Origin of the sequence: Xanthomonas sp. BRIP62409 (genome assembly GCF_003992965.1) — a bacterium.
Lineage (GTDB): Bacteria > Pseudomonadota > Gammaproteobacteria > Xanthomonadales > Xanthomonadaceae > Xanthomonas > Xanthomonas euroxanthea.
Genome location: NZ_QEZJ01000014.1, coordinates 85,130 through 108,459 on the forward strand (window position 1 = coordinate 85,130; position 23,330 = coordinate 108,459).

At 66.7% G+C, this 23,330-nt stretch carries 18 protein-coding genes; 9 read left to right on the forward strand and 9 right to left on the reverse strand.

The features are described 5' to 3' along the window. The first annotated feature begins 152 nt into the window (after window positions 1-152). From panD to EO170_RS03845, 4 genes are all read left to right on the forward strand, one after another. A complete protein-coding gene (gene panD / locus EO170_RS03830; RefSeq protein WP_104582937.1) occupies window positions 153-533 on the forward strand; it encodes an aspartate 1-decarboxylase in 381 nt (126 codons plus the stop codon). Beyond that, window positions 530-2,044, forward strand: coding sequence for a glucose-6-phosphate isomerase (pgi, locus tag EO170_RS03835; RefSeq protein WP_126942594.1), 1,515 nt, complete (start codon window positions 530-532; stop codon window positions 2,042-2,044). Before panD ends, pgi begins: the two co-directional genes overlap by 4 nt. Before the next feature lie 154 nt (window positions 2,045-2,198). Next, the gene (locus tag EO170_RS03840; RefSeq protein ID WP_104648595.1) at window positions 2,199-2,543 is read left to right on the forward strand and encodes a type II toxin-antitoxin system prevent-host-death family antitoxin; all 345 of its coding nucleotides are present in this window, start codon (window positions 2,199-2,201) and stop codon (window positions 2,541-2,543) included. A 3-nt stretch (window positions 2,544-2,546) separates the two neighbouring features. Beyond that, complete coding sequence (locus EO170_RS03845) at window positions 2,547-3,170, forward strand: AAA family ATPase (protein WP_126942597.1); 624 nt, start codon at window positions 2,547-2,549, stop codon at window positions 3,168-3,170. Between the two features lie 255 nt (window positions 3,171-3,425). Here EO170_RS03845 and EO170_RS03855 read toward each other — a convergent pair whose 3' ends face one another. After that, complete coding sequence (locus tag EO170_RS03855; protein WP_126942599.1) at window positions 3,426-5,381, reverse strand: alkaline phosphatase PhoX; 1,956 nt, start codon at window positions 5,379-5,381, stop codon at window positions 3,426-3,428. 435 nt (window positions 5,382-5,816) lie between these two features. Between EO170_RS03855 and EO170_RS03860 the strand changes: the two genes are divergently transcribed. Both EO170_RS03860 and EO170_RS03870 read left to right on the forward strand, forming a co-directional pair. Continuing rightward, window positions 5,817-8,429: an exo 1,3/1,4-beta-D-glucan glucohydrolase gene (locus EO170_RS03860; protein WP_126942602.1), complete on the forward strand. Its 2,613-nt coding sequence runs from the start codon at window positions 5,817-5,819 to the stop codon at window positions 8,427-8,429. A gap of 255 nt (window positions 8,430-8,684) precedes the next feature. Next, the gene (locus tag EO170_RS03870; RefSeq protein ID WP_104582942.1) at window positions 8,685-10,247 is read left to right on the forward strand and encodes a sodium/sugar symporter; all 1,563 of its coding nucleotides are present in this window, start codon (window positions 8,685-8,687) and stop codon (window positions 10,245-10,247) included. Between the two features lie 93 nt (window positions 10,248-10,340). Here EO170_RS03870 and EO170_RS03875 read toward each other — a convergent pair whose 3' ends face one another. Continuing rightward, window positions 10,341-12,197: an EAL domain-containing protein gene (locus tag EO170_RS03875; RefSeq protein ID WP_126942606.1), complete on the reverse strand. Its 1,857-nt coding sequence runs from the start codon at window positions 12,195-12,197 to the stop codon at window positions 10,341-10,343. Between the two features lie 476 nt (window positions 12,198-12,673). Here EO170_RS03875 and EO170_RS03880 point away from each other — a divergent pair, with 476 nt between their 5' ends. Beyond that, the gene (locus EO170_RS03880) at window positions 12,674-13,630 is read left to right on the forward strand and encodes a glycoside hydrolase family 5 protein (RefSeq protein WP_126942798.1); all 957 of its coding nucleotides are present in this window, start codon (window positions 12,674-12,676) and stop codon (window positions 13,628-13,630) included. Between the two features lie 432 nt (window positions 13,631-14,062). Here EO170_RS03880 and EO170_RS03890 read toward each other — a convergent pair whose 3' ends face one another. Together EO170_RS03890 and EO170_RS03895 are read right to left on the reverse strand one after the other, a co-directional pair. Further along, window positions 14,063-14,641 (reverse strand): response regulator transcription factor, encoded by a 579-nt coding sequence (locus EO170_RS03890; RefSeq protein WP_104585309.1) that lies wholly within the window; start codon window positions 14,639-14,641, stop codon window positions 14,063-14,065. Next, window positions 14,638-15,864 (reverse strand): ATP-binding protein, encoded by a 1,227-nt coding sequence (locus EO170_RS03895; protein ID WP_164740893.1) that lies wholly within the window; start codon window positions 15,862-15,864, stop codon window positions 14,638-14,640. The genes EO170_RS03890 and EO170_RS03895 overlap by 4 nt, the downstream gene beginning before the upstream one ends. Before the next feature lie 120 nt (window positions 15,865-15,984). On the opposite strand from EO170_RS03895, the gene ispG reads away from it, so the two are divergent. Both ispG and EO170_RS03905 read left to right on the forward strand, forming a co-directional pair. Then, window positions 15,985-17,250 carry a flavodoxin-dependent (E)-4-hydroxy-3-methylbut-2-enyl-diphosphate synthase gene (ispG, locus tag EO170_RS03900; RefSeq protein ID WP_104585313.1) on the forward strand — a complete coding sequence of 422 codons (1,266 nt, stop codon included), beginning with the start codon at window positions 15,985-15,987 and terminating at the stop codon, window positions 17,248-17,250. Further along, the gene (locus EO170_RS03905; protein ID WP_104585315.1) at window positions 17,231-17,929 is read left to right on the forward strand and encodes a phosphatase PAP2 family protein; all 699 of its coding nucleotides are present in this window, start codon (window positions 17,231-17,233) and stop codon (window positions 17,927-17,929) included. The genes ispG and EO170_RS03905 overlap by 20 nt, the downstream gene beginning before the upstream one ends. A gap of 81 nt (window positions 17,930-18,010) precedes the next feature. On the opposite strand, the gene EO170_RS03910 is transcribed toward EO170_RS03905, so the two are convergent. The 5 genes from EO170_RS03910 to EO170_RS03930 form a co-directional block, all read right to left on the reverse strand. After that, complete coding sequence (locus EO170_RS03910) at window positions 18,011-19,309, reverse strand: MFS transporter (RefSeq protein ID WP_126942615.1); 1,299 nt, start codon at window positions 19,307-19,309, stop codon at window positions 18,011-18,013. Window positions 19,310-19,474: 165 nt separating this feature from the next. Then, window positions 19,475-20,179, reverse strand: a complete 705-nt coding sequence (locus EO170_RS03915; protein ID WP_126942618.1) for an aspartate/glutamate racemase family protein — start codon at window positions 20,177-20,179, stop codon at window positions 19,475-19,477. Window positions 20,180-20,317: 138 nt separating this feature from the next. Further along, window positions 20,318-21,229: a DMT family transporter gene (locus EO170_RS03920; protein ID WP_104585321.1), complete on the reverse strand. Its 912-nt coding sequence runs from the start codon at window positions 21,227-21,229 to the stop codon at window positions 20,318-20,320. Continuing rightward, complete coding sequence (murB, locus tag EO170_RS03925) at window positions 21,223-22,275, reverse strand: UDP-N-acetylmuramate dehydrogenase (protein ID WP_115676810.1); 1,053 nt, start codon at window positions 22,273-22,275, stop codon at window positions 21,223-21,225. The genes EO170_RS03920 and murB overlap by 7 nt, the downstream gene beginning before the upstream one ends. Beyond that, window positions 22,272-23,327: a quinone-dependent dihydroorotate dehydrogenase gene (locus EO170_RS03930; RefSeq protein ID WP_115676811.1), complete on the reverse strand. Its 1,056-nt coding sequence runs from the start codon at window positions 23,325-23,327 to the stop codon at window positions 22,272-22,274. Before EO170_RS03930 ends, murB begins: the two co-directional genes overlap by 4 nt. Window positions 23,328-23,330 lie beyond the last annotated feature (3 nt).

Here is a 23,330-nt window from a genome sequence, read left to right on the forward strand (position 1 = left end):
CGGGTCGGGCCATGACCGGCGACGCCTGCGAACCGGCGCACGGGCACGTTTGTCCAGCGCCGGCCTGAAGCACTCACCACCGGTTGTAGGGCAGGTCGGTGGACACCGGCGCTTTCCGCTAAAATGCCGGCTTTCCTTTGCCGTTGCCCGTCATGCACCTGTCCCTGCTGAAAGCCAAGATCCACCGCGCCACCGTCACCCATTCCGAGCTCAATTACGAGGGCTCGATCGCTATCGACGGCCTGCTGCTGGAAGCCACCGGCATCCGTGAGTTCGAGCAGGTGCATATCTGGGACGTCACCAACGGTGCGCGTTTCAGCACCTATGCCATTCGTGCCGAGGAAGGCAGCGGCATCATCTCGCTCAACGGCGGCGCCGCGCGTCACGTGCAGGTGGGCGATCTGATCATCGTGGCCGCCTTCGCCAGCATGAGCGAAGCCGAAGCCGAGACCTTCAAACCCAATCTGGTATACGTGGACGGCAGCAACACGATCACCCACACCAACCACAGCATCCCCACGCAGGCCGCATGACACACACCAACGGATTCGACGCGCTTCACGCCCACGCCCAGCGCCTGCGCGGCGCTGCCATCCCCGCATTGCTTGCCGCCGAGCCACAACGGCCGACGCAGTACGCCAGGCAGGTCGGTCCGTTGTATTTCAATTTCGCGCGGCAGAAGTATGACCGCGCCGCGCTCGATGCCTTGTTCGCCATCGCGCGTGAGCGTGATCTGGCCGGCGCGTTCCAGCGCCTGTTCCGCGGCGAGCAGGTCAATGTCACCGAGCAGCGCGCTGCACTGCATACCGCGTTGCGCGGCGACCTGACCGATGCGCCGGTGGCCTCCGAAGCGTATGCAACCGCTGCGGAAGTGCGCCAGCGCATGGGCGCGCTGATCCAGCAACTGGAAGCTACCGACGTCACCGATATCGTCAGCGTCGGCATCGGCGGCTCGGACCTGGGGCCGCGGCTGGTGGCCGACGCCTTGCGCGCGCCGTCCGGTGCGCGGTTTCGCGTGCATTTCGTCTCCAACGTCGACGGCGCGGCAATGCAGCGCACGCTGGCCACGCTGGACCCGGCACACACTGCCGGCATCCTGATTTCCAAGACCTTTGGCACCCAGGAAACCTTGCTCAACGGCAGCATCCTGCACGCCTGGCTGGGTGGCAGCGAGCGGCTGTACGCGGTGAGTGCCAATCCCGAGCGCGCCGCCAAGGCCTTCGACATCGCGCCGAGCCGCGTACTGCCGATGTGGGACTGGGTCGGTGGCCGTTATTCGCTGTGGTCGGCGGTGGGTTTCCCGATCGCCCTGGCGATCGGCTTCGAACGTTTCGAACAATTGCTGGAAGGCGCGGCGCAGTTCGACGCGCATGCGCTCGACACGCCGCTGGAAGAAAACGTCGCCGTGCTGCATGGCCTGACAGCGGTGTGGAACCGCAACCTGCTCGGCAGCGCCACGCATGCGGTGATGACTTACGACCAGCGCCTGGCCCTGCTGCCGGCCTACCTGCAGCAGCTGGTGATGGAAAGCCTGGGCAAGCGGGTCAAGCTGGATGGTTCTGCCGTGGACAGCGACACCGTATCGGTGTGGTGGGGCGGTGCCGGTACCGATGTGCAGCACAGCTTCTTCCAGGCGTTGCACCAGGGCACCAGCGTGGTGCCGGCCGATTTCATCGGCACCGTGCACAACGACGATCCGTACGCGGAAAACCATGTCGCGCTGATGGCCAACGTGCTGGCGCAGACCGAGGCGCTGGCCAACGGCCAGGACAGCAGCGATCCGCACCGCAGTTATCCGGGCGGCCGCCCGAGCACGGTGATCCTGCTCGACGCGCTGATCCCGCAAGCGCTGGGCGCGCTGATCTCGATGTACGAGCACAGCGTCTACGTGCAGTCGGTGATGTGGGGCATCAATGCCTTCGACCAGTTTGGTGTGGAGCTGGGCAAGCAGCTGGCCAGCCAGTTGCTGCCTGCACTGAAGGGCGAGTCGGCCGACGTGGCGGACCCGGTGACGCGCGAACTGCTGGCCAAGCTGCGCGGCTGAGCCTGGCGCATCGGTGGCAAGACGACGGGGCCTGCGGGCCCCGTTTCGTTGTGCGGCGGACTAGCAGGCATGGGATTGGGTCAAAATAGCCAAATTTCCCAAAATGGGAAGTTGAGCGTAGGCTGTGAGTCACCACCACGTGCAGGACCGTCCCATGTCTCGCCTCCAGGATCTGCCCGAGCTCGAAACATCCCCTGCCGCCGACATCAAGGTGAAGGGCTGGCCCAGCCTGATGCGCAAGGTGCGCTCGCATGGCGCGGTGGTCATCACCAACCATAATCATCCCGAGGCGGTCGTGGTGGATGCGGAGGAGTACCACCGTCTGGTAAGGCAGGCGAGCGCAGCGGCGGCCGCCTCGACGCGGGCGCAATCGCTGCAGGCGTTGCAGGCCAGGTTCGACGCGCATCTGGCGGCAGTGACCGATGGCCCAGGCCTGGCCCAGGTGATCGGCAAGCCGGCACGCCGGGGCAGCAAGGTCACCCTGGGCCCGTCGCTCTAGATCGTGGGAAACATCCTGGTGCTGGCCGGCGTCAACGGCGCCGGCAAGAGTTCGCTGCTGGGCAGCGTGTTGCGGGAAGAAGGCGGCACCTGGTTCAACCCGGACGCGTTCACCCGGGAGCTGGTGGAGCAGGGGTGGCCACCGGAACAGGCCAATGCGCAAGCCTGGCAGGAGGGCGTGCGACGGTTGCGCCAGGCCATGGATGCTGGCAGCGACTATGCATTGGAAACCACCCTGGGCGCGACGACCATCCCGCGCCTGCTGCGGCAGGCCTGCGCGCAGCACACCGTGGCGATCTGGTTCTGCGGCCTGTCCAGCGTCGAGCTGCATATCGAACGGGTGGCCGCGCGCGTGGCCGCTGGCGGGCATGCCATCCCCGAGCACAAGATCCGCGAGCGCTACGATGCCTCGCGTGCCAACCTGATCGCGCTGCTGCCACATCTGGCGGTGCTGCATGTCTACGACAACAGCGTGCCCGCCGATGCGACCGGGCAGGTCGCCCCGCTGCTGGTGCTGGAACTGGACCGCAACGGCCTGCAGTACCCGACCACGCCGGACGAACTGGCGCAGGTGCCCGGCTGGGCCAAGCCCATCGTGATGGCGGCGCTGGAGTTGCGGCAGCCTTGAGCCGCGCGCTCATGCACTTGCGGTCTGATCCGCTTCTCGCGCCCAGGTGCGCTCCTACCGGCATTGCGACAGCAGCGAGACGCCACGCTGCACGCGTCGGCCTCACCCGTAGGAGCGCACCCGGGCGCGACAGGCATACCGGCAAAGTTCCTCGCGTCCAGCTGCGCTCCTACCGGCCTTGCGACAGCAACGAGAACGCCATGCTGTATGTGTCAGCTGCAGCGCCACGCAACGCTGCAACTGGAACGGCGGCGCCTAGGCTTGGCCGAGCTTTACTGCCACCGGGTCGCCGGTGAGGTAGCCCACCGCCGCGCCGAAGCGGTTCTTGTAGTTGGCACGCACCAGGGGATCCAGCGTGGCCTTGACGGTGTCGTGCAGCGGGCTTTCCCAATCACCGGGGTGCTGGAAATTGCTCATCACGTAGGTCCAGCCGTGGATCTGGTCGACCGCATGCAGGCCGGTGGATTCGGCGCCGGCGGGCACCGACAGCAGGCGCGTGAGGCTGCCGCTGTCCACGTTGTAGGCCCACAGGAAATTGTTGACGTGCAGGCTGCTGTCTTCGCCGATGAACAAGGTGCGCAGCGCTTCGGAGAACTTGAGGTTGTCCGGGTTGGCCAGGCGCTCCGGATCGGCCAGGTTGCCCAGCGCGTCGGGCTTGGCCAGGTCGTGGCCGGTGAGCGCGGCCGGTGCGGCCATGTCGATCGGCACCCAGTCGCTGTGGATCGGCGCGCCGTGGTGGTCGCGCTGGCCGCCGCGCAGATTCAAGGCGTACACCGCGCCCGCGTCCGGGCCCTCCACCTTCACGTCGCCCGAGCCGTCGCGCATGCTGGTGACGATGTAGGACATCGCCATGTAGGCGATCTTGTCGCGGGCATTGACGGTGGTGCCTTCGAGCTTGGTGAAGCCCAGGCTGCCGCCGGCCAGCGCGGCGTAGCGGTGGGTTTCCAGATACGTGGCCGCCTTCTCCATGCCGGGCTTGATGCGGATCCAGTTGAAGGTGCCGTTGAACGGGATCTTGGTGAACGCGGCATCGCCCGGGTCGCTCAGATGCACGTCGAGGATGTCGGCGGCGGTGAGGCGGTCGGCCATGGCCTGGATCTCGGCACTGGTGGCATGGCCGAGCTTGATCCAGCGCAACGTGGCCGCGCCCGGGCCCACGCCCGAGGTCTGCTGCCACTTGCCCACGTACAGGGTGCCGGCCGACAGGTCCGCCTTGCGGTCGGCGATGAACATGAACAGCCCGCCATTGGTGGCGTCGTCGCCCATCAGCACGGTGCGCTGGTCGGGCATCACCTGCACCAGCTCGTGCGAGATGCGGCCCAGGCAGTAATGCTTGCGCACGCTCCCGGTGCCGTCCGGGTGGACGGTGATTTCGGGCAGGTGGCCGTAGTGATACGGGTTGGCCTTTTCCGGGTCGCCGTACAGATGCGTGCTGTAACTGCGGAACTGGGTATTGCCGGCCAGCGCGGTGGCGTCGGGTTCGTATTCTTCGCTGGACAGGTGGGTATTCCACGGCGACAGGCTGGCCCCGCAGGTGGTCCACAGCCCGTGCACCGGGGCGGTGTCGATATTGTGGTACTTCACCAGCGACAGCTTGCCGGTGGCCGGGTCCTGATCCAGCGTCAGCACGGCGATCGGCGCGGGCAGGTGCCGGTTGGTGTCGTTGCCGGCCTGGTCGCGGGTGGTGTATTCGAACTGCACCACCGCGAAGACGTGATTGCCCTTGACCCCGGGCACCTTGGCATCGGGCAGGGTCAGCAGCGAGGAGCCGTCCGGGCAGTCGGAAAAGAACGGCCGTTCGGCACCGGGTTTGGAGCGGTCGATGATCGGGCGGTGCTGGATGTCGTAGTAGCCGCCGGCCAGCACGGTGCCGCCCTTGCCGTCGGGCACCTGGTCGCCGGTGAAGAAGAACGGCTGGTAGGCCAGCGCATACCGCTGGGTGCTGCCGTCGCTGCGCGCCACCGTCAGCGACGACCCCACCGTGGTGGTGGCCATCGCCGCGGGGTCGGCCAGGCTGGGCGCCGGCATGCCATGGAAGGTGGCCGACACCAGCTGGGTCGGGGTGTCCGACGGCCGCAGCGGGCGTGCGGCCAATGCCGCACCGCCGAGGTGTTGCAGGGCGGCGGCGCTGGCGCTGCCCAGCGGCAACAGCGGGACGGACGCCAGCAGGTGCATCAGGCGGCGGCGGGCGGGATCAGGGGAGGCGGACATCGAAACTCCAGGCAAAGACGACGATCAACGATGGCCGGTGGCGCATCGGCAAGCCGGTCACGCTAGGCCCGGGGTATGACAGTTGTTTGACGGCGAGCTCACCTGTTGGCGGGCATTCGAACAGGGCGCCGCAAGCGAACCCGGCAATGCCTGCACCGGCGAGGTGGGCTGCGCAGTGCGGAGCCGGCACGGTGGTGCATCGCAGCAAAGTGCGCCGCCACGCAAGCCCAGGCGCCACGCCGGATTTGGCGGTTTCCCGTGGTTTGACGGGTGCTGCCGGTATTCCAAGCCTATAGCTCGGGCCAATAAGTTGCCCGTCGTTTGGCATACGAGCGCGCGGTGTTGACAGGGTAGGGGAATCACGCAAGCGTACGCCGCCTAATGGCCTGCGGCGTCACGCATCGCCGTGGGGAGAACCACCTGGAGACCTGGATCTTGGACAAGCTGCTTCGTCGTACCGCCGCGCCTGTCGCGCGTCGTGCCCTCTCTCTGGCTACCGCCGCCGCGGTGCTGATGCTGGCCGCCTGCCAAGGCAAGGACACCGCCGCCGAGGCAAGCAAGACCGCACCGGCCGCCGCGCCCGCCGAGGCGTCCACCGCCATCCATCCCGACCAGTGGCCGTCGCCGAAGTGGCCGTTCGCCCAGGACCAGGCCCTGGAGCAGCGCATCACCGATGTGATGGCCAAGATGAGTGTCGAAGAGAAGGTCGCCCAGACCATCCAGGGCGACATCGCCAGCATGACCCCGGACGACGTGCGCAAGTACCGCATCGGGTCGGTGCTGGCCGGTGGCAACTCCGACCCGGGCGGCAAGTACGACGCCAAGCCGGCCGAGTGGCTGAAGCTGGCCGACGCCTTCTACGAAGCGTCGATGGACACCTCCAAGGGCGGCAATGCGATCCCGATCATCTTCGGCATCGATGCGGTGCACGGCCAGAGCAACATCGTCGGTGCCACGCTGTTCCCGCACAACATCGGCCTGGGCGCCACGCGCAACCCGGAGCTGATCAAGAAGATCGGTGAAGTCACCGCCGCCGAAACCCGCGTCACGGGCATGGAGTGGACCTTCGCGCCCACCGTGGCGGTGCCGCAGGACGACCGCTGGGGCCGCAGCTACGAAGGCTATTCCGAGTCGCCGGACGTGGTGGCCAGCTTCGCCGGCAAGATGGTCGAAGGCGTGCAGGGCACGCCGGGCACCCCGCAGTTCCTTGACGGCAGCCACGTGATTTCCTCGGTGAAGCATTTCGTCGGCGACGGCGGCACCACCGATGGCAAGGACCAGGGCGACACCAAGGTGTCCGAAGCCACCATGCGCGACATCCACGCGGCCGGTTACCCGCCGGCGATCGCGGCCGGTGCGCAGACGGTGATGGCCTCGTTCAACAGCTTCAACGGCGAAAAGATGCACGGCAACAAGGTCATGCTGACCGACGTGCTCAAGGGCCGCATGAACTTCGGCGGTTTCGTGGTCGGCGACTGGAATGGCCACGGCCAGGTCAAGGGCTGCACCAACGAGAACTGCCCGGCCTCGTTCATCGCCGGCGTCGACATGGCGATGGCCTCCGACAGCTGGAAGGGCATCTACGAGACCGAGCTGGCCGCGGTGAAGTCTGGCCAGATTTCGATGGAGCGCCTGGACGATGCGGTGCGCCGCATCCTGCGCGTCAAGCTGCGCCTGGGCCTGTTCGAAGCCGGCAAGCCGTCCAAGCGCCCGCTCGGCGGCAAGTACGAATTGCTGGGCGCGCCGGAACATCGCGCGATCGCCCGCCAGGCGGTACGCGAGTCGCTGGTGCTGCTGAAGAACCAGGCCGGCATCCTGCCGCTGGATCCGAAAAAGCGCGTGCTGGTGCTGGGCGATGGCGCCAACGACATGGGCAAGCAGTCCGGCGGCTGGACGCTGAACTGGCAGGGCACCGGTACCAAGCGCAGCGACTACCCCAACGGCAACACCATCTGGGAAGGCCTGGACAAGCAGATCAAGGCCGCCGGCGGCACCGCCGAGCTGGCAGTCGATGGTGCGTACAAGACCAAGCCCGACGTGGCGGTGGTGGTGTTCGGTGAGAACCCGTACGCCGAGTTCCAGGGCGACATCGCCACCCTGCTGTACAAGCCGGGCGACGAGAGCGAGCTGGCATTGATCAAGAAGCTCAAGGCCGAGGGCATCCCGGTGGTGGCGGTGTTCCTGAGCGGGCGCCCGTTGTGGATGAACCAGTACATCAATGCGGCCGATGCGTTCGTCGCCGCCTGGTTGCCGGGTTCCGAAGGCGAGGGCATTGCCGACGTGCTGCTGCGCAAGGCCGACGGCACGGTGCAGAACGACTTCAAGGGCAAGCTGAGCTTCTCCTGGCCCAGGACCGCGGTGCAGTTCGCCAACAACGTCGGCCAGAAGGATTACGACCCGCAGTTCAAGTTCGGCTTCGGCCTGACCTATGCCGACAAGGGCGACCTGGCCGCGCTGCCGGAGGAATCGGGCGTGTCCGGCGAGCAGTCGGTGGGCGGGGTGTACTTCGTGCGCGGCAAGCCGGCGCTGGGCATTGCGATGCAGCTGTCCAACGCCGGCCAGGCCAACATGCCGGCCACCACGCTGCCGGTGGGTCTGTCCGATGGCAGCCTGAAGATGACCGCCGTCGATCACAAGGCGCAGGAAGATGCGCGGCGCCTGGTGTGGTCCGGTGCCAAGGCCTCCAGCGTGTTGCTGGTGTCCGGCAAGCCGGTCGACGTCTCGCGCGAGAGCAACGGCGATGTGCAGCTGCAGCTGACCGTGCGCCGCGACAGCGCGGTGACCGGGCCGGTATGGCTGGGCGTGGGCTGTGGCGACAACTGCGGCGGCCGTGTCGATGCGCAGAAGACCCTGGCCGCGCTGCCGCAGGGCCAATGGAAGGTGCTGGGCGTGCCGCTGAAGTGCTTTGCGGTGGCCGGTGCGGACGTGACCAAGCTGACCCAGGTCGCCAGCATCGAAAGCGCTGCGGCGCTGGATCTGTCGGTGTCGAAGATCGCGCTGGGCGCGCTCAACGAAGCCGAAGTCACGCTCGACTGCCCGGTCAAGTAAGCAGCACACCCGCAGGCGCGCCTGCGGGTGTGTCCAGGTAATCAGGACACACGCGTCGCCGGTCCCGGCGACGTGCTACAGCGGCCACCCTCAGCGGTGGTGTCATCAGCCGCCGCGGGACGCGTGCGTCGATCGGCCGGGAAGGCCTGCAGCTGCGGTTCGCCGCGCTGCCGCCACGCACGCGGTGCGGGCGGCGGCAGTCTGCAGGCCTGTCCGCTCCACGACGCGCCGCCCAGAGCCAGACAGGAGAGTGCAGTGGGTTTGGCGACGTTGGATATCGTGATTGTGCTGGTTTATCTGACCGGCATCTTCGTGCTCGCGCAGTGGGTCTCGCGCGAGAAGGCCGGTCACACCAAGAGCGCCGAGGATTACTTCCTGGCGAGCAAGTCGTTGCCGTGGTGGGCGATCGGTGCCTCGCTGATTGCCGCGAACATTTCGGCCGAACAGATCATCGGCATGGCCGGTTCCGGCTATGCGATCGGCCTGGCGATCGCGTCCTACGAGTGGATGGCGGCGCTGACGCTGCTGATCGTCGGCAAGTTCTTCCTGCCGATCTTCCTGCGCAACGGCATCTACACCATGCCGCAGTTCCTGGAACAGCGCTACGGCAAGTGGATCCGCACGCTGATGGCGGTGTTCTGGCTGCTGCTGTACGTGTTCGTCAATCTCACCTCGATCCTGTGGCTGGGCTCGATCGCGGTCAGCCAGGTCACTGGCATGGACCAGACCCTGGCGCTGGCGTTGATCGGCGTGTTCGCGCTGGTCTACCAGCTGTATGGCGGGTTGAAGGCGGTGGCCTTGACCGACATCGTGCAGGTCACGCTGCTGGTGCTGGGCGGCCTGCTGGTGGCCGGGCTGACCCTGGCACGGATCGGCGACGGTGCCGGCGTGCTGGCCGGCTTCAAGCATCTGTGGAGTGCGCACCCGGAGCACTTCCACATGATCCTGAGCAAGGACAACCCGTTCTACAAGGACCTGCCCGGCCTGAGCGTGTTGCTGGGCGGCCTGTGGGTGATGAACATCAGCTACTGGGGGTTCAACCAGTACATCATCCAGCGCGCGCTGGCGGCCAAGAACATCGGCGAGGCGCAGAAGGGCATGGTGTTCGCCGCGTTCCTGAAGCTGCTGATGCCGTTGGTGATCGTGGTGCCGGGCATTGCCGCAGTGGTGCTGGCGCCGGACCTGGCCAAGCCCGACCAGGCCTATCCGACCATGATGCAGCTGTTGCCGACCGGCATCCTGGGCCTGGTGTTCGCGGCGCTGGTGGCGGCGATCGTGGCCTCGCTGGCTTCCAAGATCAACTCGGTGGCGACGATCTTCACCCTGGATTTCTACGCCAAGTTCCGGCCGCAGACCGAGCAGAAGCAGCTGGTGCGCGTGGGCCGCATCGTGGCCATCGTGGCGGTGATCATCGGCATCCTGACCGCGCGGCCGTTGCTGGGCAACTTCGACCAGGGTTTCCAGTTCATCCAGGAATTCACCGGCTTCTTCACCCCGGGTGTGGTGGTGATCTTCATGCTTGGCCTGTTCTGGAAGCGCGCCAACGAAGCCGGCGCGCTGACCGCGGCGATCGGCTCGGTGGTGCTGTCGTTCGCGCTCAAGTTCGCCTGGCCGGAACTGCCGTTCATGGACCGCATCGGCGTGGTGTTCGTGGCCGCGCTGGTGCTGGCGGTGCTGGTGTCGTTGATGACCGCCCCGACCCAGGCACGCGATCTGATCCGCACCGACGATGTGGCCTACGGCACCACGCTGGGCTTCAAGATCGGTGCGATCGGGGTGGTGGCGATCCTGGTCGCGCTGTACGCGGTGTTCTGGTAATCGATCGGACCGCACGCTGAGATCAGCCGTGCATATGCGGCGCGACACGCAGGTGTCGCGCCGCATTGCGTTTGGACGTTGTGCGGTTGGCGCTTACACCCGCGCCGCGGCCAGGCTCGCAGCGAGCAGGTTGACCGGTGCTTCGAACTGCTCGTGCCACGGCGTCTGCAGCCAGGTTTCCAGTGCGGCCGCCGGCATCGGTTTGGCGATCCAGTAGCCCTGGCCTTCGTCGCAGCCCCAGGCGCGCAACTGCGTGTAGGCCTCCGCCGATTCAATGCCTTCGGCGACCACGCGCTGGCCCAGGCTGTGGCCGAGCTGGATCATGGCCGGCACCAGGGTGCGGTCGGTGCGGTTGTCCGGCAACGAGCGGATGAAGGACTGATCGATTTTCAACGAGCTGGCCGGCAGCTGCTTGAGATAGCTGAAATTGCTGTAGCCGGTGCCGAAGTCGTCGATGGCGATGTGCACGCCCAGCGCCGCGATCGCCGCTAGTTGCTCGGCCAGATGCTCGGGGTGGCGGATCATCGCGCTTTCGGTGAATTCGATCTCCAGCCGGCGCGGATCCAGCTTGTGGCGCTCCAGGCCACGCCGCAGCAGGCCGACGAAACCGGGCCGGTCCAGGTCGGCGGCCGACACGTTCAAGGCCAGATTGAAGTCCAGGCCCTGTTGCTGCCAGCGCGCGGCCTGGGCGATGCCGTTGTCGATCACCCAGGCAGTGATGCGGTTGATCAACGCGGTCTTCTCGGCCATCGGCACGAAGTCGGCGGGCATCACCGGGCCGATCATCGGATGCTGCCAGCGCAGCAGCGCTTCCACCCCGACGCAGCGGTGATCGTGCAGGTCCACGCGCGGCTGGTAGTGCAGACGCAGCTGGCTGGAACTGTCCAGCGCGGCGGGCAGGGCCGCCAGCAGGCGGAAGGTATTGCGCTGGGCCACGTCGTGCTTGCGCTCGTACATGCTCCAGGGCGCACCGCGCTCGCGCGAGATGTCCACCGAAGTGGTCAGCGAACGGATGGTGTCGGCCGCGCCATAGCTGGTCTGCAGCGAGACCGCGCCGATCGAGGCGACCGGGGTATGCGGAATGCCCTGATGTTCCAGCGGCTCGGCAAAGGCCTTGGAGACCTTGGTGCACAGCGTGGACAACCGGTGTGTCTCGACCTGGGCCAGGAAGCCGAAGGTGGTCGGGTCCAGCCGATACAACGCGGTGCCGGCAGGCAGATAGGCCGCCAGGCGGCGCTGCGCGAGCGCCACATAGCCGTCGGCATAGTCCCAGCCCAGCGCCTTGACCATTTCGCGGAAATAATCGCTGCCGCAGATGTCGACCGCCACGGCGGTGGTGGCCGGGGCGCTGTCGCGTTGCGACAGCCAGGCATCCAGGTCTTCGGCAAAGCGCGACCGATTGGGCAGCCCGGTCGGGCCGTCGCGATAGGTGGTGCTGCGCAGGTTTTCCACCCGCAGCACCGCCAGGTTGCGCAGGCCTTCCAGTTGGGTGATCGCCTCGGCGTCCAGACCCGGGCGCGGGCTGGTTCCGATCACGCACAAGGTGCCGATGCGGTGGCCGTCGCGCAGCGTCAGCGGTGCGCCGGCGTAAAAGCGGATGAACGGCGGGCCCAGCACCAGCGGATTGTCGCAAAAGCGCGGATCCAGTTGTGCGTCGGGCACCACCATCACCTCGTGGGTGCGGATCGCATGCGCGCAGAACGCCTGGTCGCGCGGTGTTTCCTGCGGCTCCAGGCCGATGCGGGCCTTGAACCACTGGCGATGCTCGTCCACCAGCGATACCAGTGCGATTTCCGCGCCCAGGTTGCGGGCAGCCATCGCGGCGATGGTCTCGAACACCGGATCGGGCGGCGAGTCCAGCAGGCAAAGACCACGCAGGACGGCCAACCGGGTCGACTCATCGACCTCGGGCGGAGGAGGGGAACTGACGGGAGCGAGCGCGGAATGCATGCGCTCGTATCGGCCTGAAGCGTGATCCCTTGATCGACAGCACCGGGCTTTGTTCAGTTGACGCGGCTTTCCCGCACGGTGGCCGCGGTTGAATCGCCGCGGCGACGGCCGCGACGCGACGGCATCAGGCAACGGTTTGGGCGACGGCTGGGCGCCAGGCCGGCGATTGCGCCGGCTCCTGCGTCATGCCCGATGTAAGCGGCGGTCCGGCAGCGCCGTCGGCACCGATGCGCGTTGCTCAACATTATCGACGCCTGGCCGATCACTGGTGGTAAGCCCGCCTTGTCGTCCCACGAGCCGTAGCGATTCAGCGTACCTAATTTGGTGCTTGTTCGTTGTGTGACAGGCATTGCATCAACAGCTACCGCAAATTGACACAGTGTTCACGGGTGCTGTGAGTTAGGCCATCGCCCGTCATCCTCCCCGCTGCCTGGAAATCGATCGTGAAATCACCGTTGCCCCGTTTTGCCCGCCGCATGCTGCTGGTCGTTGCAGGCCTGGCATTGTCGTCTGCCGCGCACGCAGGGCTGTCGGTGTCCGGCACCCAGCTGCATGAGTCCAATGGCAATACCGTGGTATTGCGTGGCGTCAATCTGCCGCACGCCTGGTACGCAAGCCGAACCGATGCGGCCCTGGCTGCCATTGCCGCCACCGGCGCCAACAGCGTGCGTGTGGTGCTCAGTTCCGGTTATCGCTGGAACCGCACGCCGGAGGCCGAGGTGGCGCGCATCATCGCGCGCTGCAAAAGTCTGGGCTTGATCGCGGTGCTGGAAGTGCACGACACCACCGGCTATGGCGAAGACGGCGCCGCCGCCGGTCTGTCCCATGCCACTGCGTACTGGACCAGCATCCGCAAGGCACTGATCGGCAACGAAGACCACGTCATCATCAACATCGGCAACGAGCCGTTCGGCAACCAGTTGAGCGCCAGCGAATGGGTCAATGGCCATGCAACGGCGATCGCCGCGTTGCGCAAGACCGGGCTGACCCACGCATTGATGGTGGATGCCCCGAACTGGGGCCAGGACTGGAAGTTCTACATGCGCGACAACGCGGCCGCCTTGCTGGCGCGCGACAGCCGCCGCAACCTGATCTTCAGCGTGCACATGTACGAAGTGTTCGGCAGCGATGCAACGGTCAACAAGTATTTGCGCGCCTTCCGCGATAAAAAGCTGGCACTGGTGATCGGCGAGTTCGGAGGAGACCATCGCGGCGCGCAGGTGGACGAGGCGGCGATCATGCGTCGCGCCCGCGAGTACAACGTTGGCTACCTGGGCTGGTCGTGGTCGGGCAACGACAGCAGCACGCAATCGCTGGATATCGCAATCGGCTGGAACGCCACGCGCCTCAGCAGTTGGGGCCGCAACTTGATCCTGGGCGCCGATGGCATCACCGCGACCTCGCGCAGGGCGAGCGTATTCGGCCCGCGTTGAGATTGAAGCTCCACAGTCGGTAGAGCGGTCGATCCGGCGCTTGGTTGCAGGCCCTTGCCCGGCCACCATGGCGGGACACGCCGCAAGTACGTCCATGTAGGCTCTTACGCGGCATCCATGCCGCGTGAGGTCCCGCGACGGTGAGCGGGCAAGGACCTGTCGAGATGGTCGGTGCGCATGGGTAAGAGCAGTGCGGGATGGGCCCTGTTCGCTCATGACGTATCGGCTCCACGTCTGATGCACACCGCACTACAGACAGCTTTTCACAAGAGCGCCGACCAACTGTCTGGTGCGGTGTGCTTGCGGGTTGCCGGAACGTTGGCGGCATGGATGCCGCCAATGCGTCCCTGTGGTTGGACTCAAGGCGTGTCCCGCAAGCGGCGAGGGCGCTGCGCCCTCGACCGATTTGTCCTCACGGCAACTGGCCGCGTCTCAACGTCCGGGCTCGCGTAACGGCCCCGGGCTTGGCCGCTTGGTCAACTTGCGTTGCAGCGAGCGGCGGTGCATGCCGAGCAGGCGTGCGGCAGCCGAGACATTGCCGCCGGTTTCGTGCAGCGCTTGTTGGATGTGCTCCCATTGCAGGCGGCTCAGCGGCGTCATCATTTCCCGCGCGGTTTCTTCTTCGTCCGGCTCGGGCAGCTCGTCGTCCTCTTCGCCCAGCGCCCGCATGATGGTGGGGATATTGGCCGGCTTGGGCAGATAGTCGTCAGCACCGAGCTTGATGGCCTCCACGGCGGTGGCGATGCTCGCGTAGCCGGTAACCAGCAGGATGCGCATGTCGGCGCGGATCTCGCGCAACGGCTGGATCAGGCTCAGGCCGGAATCGTGACCGAGCTTGAGATCGATCAGGGCGAAATCGGGCAGGGCGCTGCGTGCGGTCGACAAGGCACTGGCCGCATCGGTGGCGGTCAGGGTGTCCACGCCGCGGCGGGCGAGGCTGCGTTGCAGCGTGCGCAGGTACAAGGTGTCGTCGTCGACCAGCAGGCCGGTGCGCAGGGGAGTGCTTGTCATGCGAGTGCCTCGTGTTCGGAGAGCGGCAGACGGAAACCGACGCGGGCGCCGCTGCCTTCGGCGGGCAGCATCCACAACTCGCCCTGCAGCCGCTCGACGGTGGCATGCGACAGCGCCAGCCCAACACCCATGCCGTCATGCTTGCCGCTGTTGAACAGGGTGCCGGGCAGCATGGCTTGCGAGGTATCGAAGCCCGGACCGTAGTCGCGTACTTCGCCGCTGAGATGATCCTGCTCCACGCGCAGCGTCAGGTCGATCTGCGGCCGGCCGGCCCGTTCGCCGGCATCGGCCGCATTGTTGAGCAACACCATCAGCAGATGGCTGACCCCGGGCTGCAGCAACAGGCGCATCGGCGCATCGTCGTTGCGGCGCAGCTCGATGGTCGGGCGCACCAGCCGCCATTGTTCCAGCACGTCCTTGACCGCGACTTCGCGACTGAGGTGGCCGTTGTCGGCCGGTGCGGCCAGCGCCAGCACGCGCTCGTGGCACTGCACCAGCAGCTCGCGCAAGGTGTCCAGATCCTCGCGCAATTCGCTCTGGTCGCACTGGTCGGCGATGTCGTCGACCAGCAGCGTCATCGTCGCCAGCGGCGTGTTCAACTCATGCGCGACCGAGGCCGCATGCGTGGCCAGCGCCACGATGCCCTCGTTGCGCGCGAAGCGCTCGCGCAGCGTGGAGATCTCGCGCTCGCGTTCGCGCATCGACAAGGCCAGCCGGGTGGCGAAGGCCAGCACCACCACCGTGGACAACAGGAAGTTGGCGGCCATGCCCCACATATGCAGGCTGAGCGGGTCGAAACTGCCGTAGGGCAGCGGCAGCCCGAACGCTGCACTGATCACATAACCGGCCACGCAGGCCGCCGCCACCGCCATCGCCCAGCCCAGCGGCAGGGCCAGCGCGGCCAGGGCGATCAGCACCAGGAACAGGGAGCCGAAGGGGTTGGCGATGCCGCCGCTCCAGCCCACCATCCAGGTCAGCACCGTGACATCGACCAGGATGTGGCCGAATTCGGTGGCCGGGCTGACCGCGCCGCGATGGGCCACCCGCAGCTGCGCATACAGGTTGAACACCGCCAGTGCGGCCACGCCGGCCCACAAGGGTTGCTGCGGCAGATCCAGGCCCATCAGCCCGGTGGCGACCAGGATGGTGGTGGCCTGGCCGGCAGTGGCCAGCCAGCGCAGGCTGCACAGGGTCCGCAGGAAGGAGGCGTCTGAGGAATTCATCACGGCAATGCTATGCGCTCGGGGGCGTGGCGGCCTGCGACAAACCGTCGCATCGGCCTGGAAGACGGCGCGCGCAGCGCTTCAGCTGTGAGCGGACCGATGACAGGCTAAAATACCGCGATGTACGACGCCGTGACTCGCCCAACCCCTCCCGCCGACGCCACCGCCTGGCCGCGCCGCATCACCCAGGCCGTCAAGATCGGCAGCGTGACCGTGGGCGGTGGCCACCCGGTGGTCGTCCAGTCGATGACCAATACCGACACCGCCGACATCGCCGGCAGCGTCAAGCAGGTGGCCGACCTGTGGCGCGCCGGCTCGGAAATGGTGCGCCTGACCGTCAACAACGCCGAGTCGGCCGCGGCCATTCCGCGCATCGTCGACAAGCTGCGCATGATGGGGATCGAGGTGCCGTTGATCGGCGACTTCCACTACAACGGGCATCAGTTGCTCGCCGCCGAGCCGGCCTGCGCCGAAGCGCTGGCCAAGTACCGCATCAATCCGGGCAATGTCGGCTTCGGCAAGAAGAAGGATCTGCAGTTCGCGCAGCTGATCGAGTTTGCGATCAAGTACGACAAGCCGGTGCGCATCGGCGCCAACTGGGGCTCGCTGGACCAGTCGCTGGCCGCGCAGCTGATGGACGAGAACTCGCAGCGCGACACGCCCTGGGATGCCGGCCGCGTGCTGCGCGAGGCGCTGATCCGCTCGGCGGTGGATTCGGCCGAGCGCGCGGTGGAACTGGGCCTGGCGCGCGAGCGCATCATCCTGTCGGCCAAGGTGTCCGGCGTACAGGAGCTGATCGCGGTGTATCGCGACATGGCGAGCCGCTGCGATTTTGCGCTGCATCTGGGCCTGACCGAAGCCGGTATCGGCAGCAAGGGCATCGTGGCCTCGGCCGCGGCGCTGAGCGTGCTGCTGCAGGAAGGCATCGGCGACACCATCAGGATCTCGCTGACGCCGGAGCCGGGCCAGTCGCGCACCCAGGAAGTGGTCGTCGCGCAGGAATTGCTGCAGACCACCGGCCAGCGTGCCTTCACGCCGATGGTCACCGCCTGCCCGGGTTGCGGCCGCACCACCTCCGAGTTCTTCCAGGAACTGGCCGGCGTGGTGCAGAACCATGTGCGCGCCAAGATGCCGGAGTGGAAGATCAGCAACCCCGGCGCGGAGAACATGACCCTGGCGGTGATGGGCTGCGTGGTCAACGGGCCGGGCGAATCGCGCCATGCCAACATCGGCATCTCGTTGCCGGGCACCGGCGAGGCGCCGTCGGCGCCGGTGTTCATCGATGGCGAGAAAAGCGTCACCCTGCGTGGCGAGAACATTGCCTACGAATTCATCGATCTGATCGATCAGTACGTCGAACGCACCTATGTCCGCCGCGCCGGCTGAATCGCCGGCCGGTTTCAGGGGATGGCTGCGCAGCAATGCGTGGCGGATGGCGTTGCTGTTTGCCGGCGTGCTGCTGCCGCTGGGCCTGTTCGTCGACCTGGCCGACGAAGTCCACGAACTGGAAAATTTTTACTTCGACGAGCCCTTGCTGTGGAGCATGCGCAGCATCGCCACGCCGGGGCTGGATGCGTTTTTCGGGGTGGTTTCCAAGCTTGGCTACCAGTACGGCGTGATCCCGGCCGATATCGCCATCGTGCTGGTGTTGCTGATGTTGCGACGCTGGCGCGAGGGGACCTTTGCCGCACTTGGCTTTGCTGGCTCGGCCTTGTTGAACATGGGCGCCAAGCAGGTCTTCCAGCGCGACCGCCCCAGCCTGTGGGAATCGATCGCCCCGGAAAGCACCTTCAGCTTTCCCAGCGGGCATGCGATGGGCTCGATGACGCTCGCCGCGGTGGTCGTCTCGCTGGCCTGGAACACCCGCTGGCGCTGGCCGGTGGCCATTGCTGCAAGTGGGTTCGCGGTGCTGGTGGGGGTGTCGCGGATCTACCTGGGGGTGCATTACCCCTCCGACATCCTGGGCGGCTGGTCGGCCGCGCTGGTGTGGGTGGTCGGGCTGTATCTGGTGATGTTTCGCGGCGCGCGGCGGCCGCATTGGCGTCGCCATCCCGCTTCGACCTGAGGGCACGACCGCTTTGCAGTCGAACGCGGTCGGCGCAGGCCGGGATGCCTGGCGTGGCGCCAATACCCCGCTGCCTTTGACTCAGCGAGGGCTTGCCAGCTCCCGGCGCCACAACTTCAGCCCGATTACGCTGCCGATCACGGCCAGCAGAATCATGTAATACGCCGGTCCCATCGGGTGCTGCTTGAGCAGCATCACCACCACCAACGGGGTCAGGCCACCAAACACCGCATAGCCCAGGTTGTAAGCGAATGACACGCCGGACAGGCGCACCACCGGCGGAAACGCCTCGACCATGACGCGCGGGACCGCGCCCAGGACGCCGAGCGCCGCGCCCATCAGGGCATATAGCGGAAACAGCAACTGCGGATCGCCGGCCAGCCGATAGAACAGCCAGGCGCTGGCGCCCAGGAATACGCTGCCGGCAAGCAGCACGCGTCCATTGCCGTAGCGATCGGACAAGGCGCCGGCCACGATCGAGCCGGCCGCCTGCAGCAGGACCGCAAGCAGGTTGGCCTGCAAGGCGACCGCTGCCGGATAGTGGTAGGCGCTCTGCAGCAGCGTCGGCGTCATCAACGACACCACCAGCACCCCGGCCGCCACCATCCAGGTCAGCCACAACGACAGCGCCACACTGCGTGGATGATCGCGCAGCACCACCTTGAGCGGCGTCTCGCGCGCCAGGGCACGCATCGCCATCAGCTCGGCGAACACCGGTGTTTCGTGCAGCCAACGCCGCAGATACACCGAAAGCAGGCCGAAGATGCCACCGGCCAGGAACGGCAGGCGCCAGGCGCCTTCGGCGATTTCCTGCGGTGTGAAGGCGCGATTGATCGCCCCGGCACTGAGCGAGCCGAGCAACACGCCGGCTGCCAGGCCGGCCGTCAAGGTCCCGCACGCCAGTCCCCTGCGCTGTGCAGGCACGTGTTCTGCGACGAAGACCCATGCACTGGGGACTTCGCCGCCGATGGCCGCGCCCTGCAGCAACCGCATCGTCAGCAGCAGTAAGGGGGCGGCCAGGCCGATCTGCGCGTAGGTCGGCAGCACGCCGATGGCCAGCGTCGGCAACGCCATCAGCCCGATGCTCAGCGCGAACATGCGCTTGCGACCGAGCAGATCGCCGAAGTGCGCCATCACCATCCCGCCCAGCGGGCGGATCAGGTACCCGGCTGCAAAGATGCCGAAGGTCTGCAACTGCCGCATCCACTCCGGAACGCCCGGCGGGAAGAACAGCTCCCCCAGCACCGTGGCGAAGAAAATGAAGATGATGAAGTCGTAGAATTCCAGCGCGCCGCCCAGTGCGGACAAGGCCAGCGTCTTGTAATCACCGCGTGTGAGCTGGCTTGCTGGTGCGGTGCCTGTTGCTGGACGGGTCTTCAAGGCATGACATCCTGTGGCAGGTGATCGCGCGCCTGCGCGTGCTGCAGCCGCGGAGTGAGAGGCACCCATGCCATCGCTGCGGCAATGCGCAGCTTGCACGTTTGCACACAACGGCGGGGCGGACGCACTTCGGGAAAGGCGCGCTGGCTGCGCCTTTGGTGGCGGTCAGTCGTGCACACTTTCGTGCGCGGCCGCTTCGGCATGCAGGGCGGTGGTGTCGAACAACGGCAACTGTGCATCGCTGCTTTCCACCAGCAGCGAAATCTCGGTACAGCCCAGGATGATCGCTTGCGCGCCATCCTGGCCGAGGTCGGCCATGACCTGACGAAAATAGCCGCGCGACGCCGGCCGGATGACGCCCTGGCAGAGTTCGTCGTAGATCACCCGATGCAGCTGCGCGCGTGCGTCGGCCGGCGGCACCAGCACCTGCAGGCCGCGCGTGGCCAGGCGCTCGCGATAGAACGGCTGCTCCATGGTGAAACGCGTGCCGAGCAGCCCGACCCGGGTGACGCCCGCCGCAATCAGCGCCTCGGCCGTGGCATCGGCGATATGCAGCAATGGCAGCGGCGTGGCGGAGGTGATCGCATCGGCAACGCAATGCATGGTGTTGGTGCACAGCACCAGGAAGTCGGCGCCACCGGCATGCAGCGCGCGCGCCGCTGCTGCCATCGCCTGGCCGGCGCCGTCCCAGTCGCCGGCGTGTTGCAGGCGCTCGATCTCATGGAAATTCACGCTGTACAGCAAGACCTTGGCCGAGTGCAGGCCGCCGCAGGCGTGGCGCACCCGCTGGTTGATGATGCGGTAGTAGGGCAGGGTGGATTCCCAGCTCATGCCGCCGATCAGGCCGATGGTTTTGCTTGGAACCGGCATGCCGACCTCACCTTGGAACAGTCAACGAATGTGCGTACGCATCGCCCTTCGATGCTCGGGGAGCGTGTATCGGCGCAGTGTACGTCGGCAGCGTCGCCACGCCATCGCGCGCCGGCCAGGCCGCCTGCGGACGGTCGATCACTCGCCCGGTTTTGCGCCTTCCAGCGGCGCATGCGTGGCGGCACGGCGTGCCAGCACGCTTTCACGATGCGCGATGTAGACGTTGGCACTGATGATGATGGCCGCACCGACCAGGGTATGGTGTTCGATCGCCTCGCCGAACAGCCACCAGCCCAGCAGCGCCACCAGCGGCAGCTGCATGAAGCTGATCGGCTGCAGTGCGGAGACTTCGCCCAGCTTGAGCGCGCGCGTCCAGAACAGCTGCCCGGCGGTACCGAAGATGCCGGTCGCCGCCAGCCAGAGCCAGTCGATACCGTGCGGCCAGGTCCACTGGAACAGTGCCGGAATCAGCGACATCGGCACCCAGAACACATAGGTGTAGAACACCACGGTGTCCGAGTCGTCGCTGCGCGAGAGCTGTTTGATCTGGATCGCCACCACGGCGCTGATCACCGCTGCCAGCAGCGCAATCAGCAGCCCGGGCGTAAAGGTGGACGAGCCCGGCCGCAGGATCACCAGCACGCCGATGAATCCGGCTGCCACCGCCAGCCAGCGCCGCAGGCGCACCTGTTCGCGCAGCCACACCACGGCAAGGACGGTGACGAACAACGGGGTGGAATACGACAGCGAGATCGCCTGCGACAACGGCAGGTGGCCGATCGCCCAGAATCCGCACAGCATCGAGGCCAGGCCGATCAGGGTGCGTGCCAGATATTGCGGTAACTGCCGCGTGCGCGGCAGCGCCTTGCCGGGGCGCAGGATCAGCGGCAACAGGGCCAGCAGCCCGAACGCATTGCGAAAGAACGCGATCTCGGTGGTGGCGATCGTGCTTGACGCCAGCCGGATGCAGATCGCCATCAGGCCAAAGGCGAAGGTACTGGTGAGCATCCACAGCGCGGCACGTCGCGACGCCTGCGCTGCGGTCACCAATGCGCTCCGATGATGCGTGGCTCCGGCTCCAGGATCACCGAATAACGCTCGCGCACCGACTCGGCGATGCGCCGCGCAACATCCAGCAGTTGCGCACCGCTGGCAGTGCCGTAGTTGACCAGCACCAGCGCGTGGTCCGGCGATACCCCGGCATCGCCCTCGCGCCGGCCTTTCCAGCCGCACTGCTCGATCAACCAGGCCGCCGACAACTTGCCCTGGCCGGGCTGTTCGCCGGGATACACCGGCATGTCGGCGAATGTGGCCTGCAACGCGGCGATCTGCTCGCTGGGCAGCAACGGATTCTTGAAGAAGCTGCCGGCATTGCCGAGCACATCCGGGTCCGGCAGCTTGCGCCGACGGATATTGATCACCGCCTGCGCCACATCGGCGGCACCGGCCAGTTCGGCGCCCATGCTGGCCAGTTCCTCGCGGATGCCGGCATAGTCCAGCCGCAACTCATGCAGCAGCGGCAGATTGAATTCCACCGCGACGATCAGGTAACGCTCCGGCTGCTGCTTGAATACGCTGTCGCGATAGGCAAAGGCGCACTCGGCCGCAGTCAGTCGCACGAATTGCTGGGCCTGCAGGTCGAAGGCATCCACCACATGGATGAAGTCGCCCACCTGCGCGCCGTATGCGCCGATGTTCTGGATCGGGCAGGCGCCGACCGTGCCGGGAATCAAGGCCAAGTTCTCCAGCCCCGACAACCCCTGCTGCAGCGAATACAACACCAGCGCATGCCAGTTGACGCCGGCACCGGCGCGCACGATGGCATGGTCGGCGTGGTGCGCGATGATGGCGATGTCGCGGTTTTCGAAACACAGCACGCAGCCCGGCGGGTCGCCGGCCAGCAGCACGTTGCTGCCGCTGCCCAACACCAGCAGTGGTTGCCCGGCGATCTCCGGTGCCGCCAGCGCCTGCGGCAGTGCATCGGGTGCGTGGATGCCCAGCAACCAGCGTGCCGTGGCTTCCACATGGAAGGTATTGAGCGCGCGCAGTGGCGCGTGCTCGCTCAAGCGCCAGCCGGCCTGCGCTGCAGCGCTCATAACGGCGACACCGCACCGCCGCTGGGCGCCTCGCGGCGGCGGCGGATCGCATTGACGCATTCGCCGATCAGCGGCGGCCCGCGATAGACCAGGCCGCTGTAGCACTGCACCAGGGTCGCGCCGGCCGCCATCTTGGCCACCGCGTCCGCACCGGAATTGATGCCGCCCACGCCGATCAACGGAATCGACTCGGGCAGGCGGGCGCGCAAGCGGCGCAGCACCAGCGTGGATTGTCCCAGCAGCGGTGCACCCGACAGGCCGCCAGCCTCGCCAGCCAGCGGATGATTGGCGATCAAGGTGCGCGTCACCGTGGTGTTGGTGGCGATCACGCCATCCACCGCCAGGTCGGCCAGCACGCGCGCGGCCGCATCGATGTCGCGGTCGTTGAGGTCCGGCGCCACCTTCACCAGCATCGGCACGCGCTTGCCGTGTTGCGCGGCCAGGGCTTCCTGGGTTTCGCGCAGGTCGGCGATCAGCCGACGCAGCGCCTGCTCTTCCTGCAGTTCGCGCAAGCCGGCGGTGTTGGGCGAGGAGATGTTGACGGTGATGTAATCGGCCAGCGGGTAGACGCGCTCCATGCAATAGCGGTAATCGCTGGTCGCCTCTTCGTTGGGCGTGTCCTTGTTCTTGCCGATGTTGATGCCGAGCAGGCCGCCGCGACGACGCGCGCGTTGCACGTTGGCCACCAGCACATCCACGCCCAGGTTGTTGAAGCCCATGCGGTTGATCACCGCCTGGTACTCCGGCAAGCGGAACATGCGCGGCTTGGGATTGCCCTCCTGCGGCCGCGGGGTCACCGTGCCGATCTCGACAAACCCAAAGCCAAGCGCAAGCAGCGCATCGATGTGCTCGCCGTTCTTGTCCAGGCCGGCACCGAGACCGACCGGGTTGGGAAACATCAGCCCGAAGGCCGGTGTCGGCAGCGGCTCCGGGCGCCTGGCCAGCAGCGATGTGGTGCCGGTGCGGTAGGCAACATCGATGGAGCGCAATGCCAGCGCATGGGCGCGCTCGGCGTCGAGGGAAAACAGCAAGGGGCGGGCAAACGAATACATGTG

Excerpts from the sequence above, each read along its gene's own strand:
- panD (WP_104582937.1), top strand. The coding sequence starts at position 153 with ATGCACCTGTCCCTGCTGAAAGCCAAGATCCACCGCGCCACCGTCACC.
- pgi (WP_126942594.1), top strand. The coding sequence starts at position 530 with ATGACACACACCAACGGATTCGACGCGCTTCACGCCCACGCCCAGCGC.
- EO170_RS03840 (WP_104648595.1), top strand. The coding sequence starts at position 2,199 with ATGTCTCGCCTCCAGGATCTGCCCGAGCTCGAAACATCCCCTGCCGCC.
- EO170_RS03855 (WP_126942599.1), bottom strand. The coding sequence starts at position 5,381 with ATGTCCGCCTCCCCTGATCCCGCCCGCCGCCGCCTGATGCACCTGCTG.
- EO170_RS03875 (WP_126942606.1), bottom strand. The coding sequence starts at position 12,197 with ATGCATTCCGCGCTCGCTCCCGTCAGTTCCCCTCCTCCGCCCGAGGTC.
- EO170_RS03880 (WP_126942798.1), top strand. The coding sequence starts at position 12,674 with ATGCTGCTGGTCGTTGCAGGCCTGGCATTGTCGTCTGCCGCGCACGCA.
- EO170_RS03890 (WP_104585309.1), bottom strand. The coding sequence starts at position 14,641 with ATGACAAGCACTCCCCTGCGCACCGGCCTGCTGGTCGACGACGACACC.
- EO170_RS03895 (WP_164740893.1), bottom strand. The coding sequence starts at position 15,864 with ATGAATTCCTCAGACGCCTCCTTCCTGCGGACCCTGTGCAGCCTGCGC.
- ispG (WP_104585313.1), top strand. The coding sequence starts at position 15,985 with ATGTACGACGCCGTGACTCGCCCAACCCCTCCCGCCGACGCCACCGCC.
- EO170_RS03905 (WP_104585315.1), top strand. The coding sequence starts at position 17,231 with ATGTCCGCCGCGCCGGCTGAATCGCCGGCCGGTTTCAGGGGATGGCTG.
- EO170_RS03915 (WP_126942618.1), bottom strand. The coding sequence starts at position 20,179 with ATGCCGGTTCCAAGCAAAACCATCGGCCTGATCGGCGGCATGAGCTGG.
- murB (WP_115676810.1), bottom strand. The coding sequence starts at position 22,275 with ATGAGCGCTGCAGCGCAGGCCGGCTGGCGCTTGAGCGAGCACGCGCCA.
- EO170_RS03930 (WP_115676811.1), bottom strand. The coding sequence starts at position 23,327 with ATGTATTCGTTTGCCCGCCCCTTGCTGTTTTCCCTCGACGCCGAGCGC.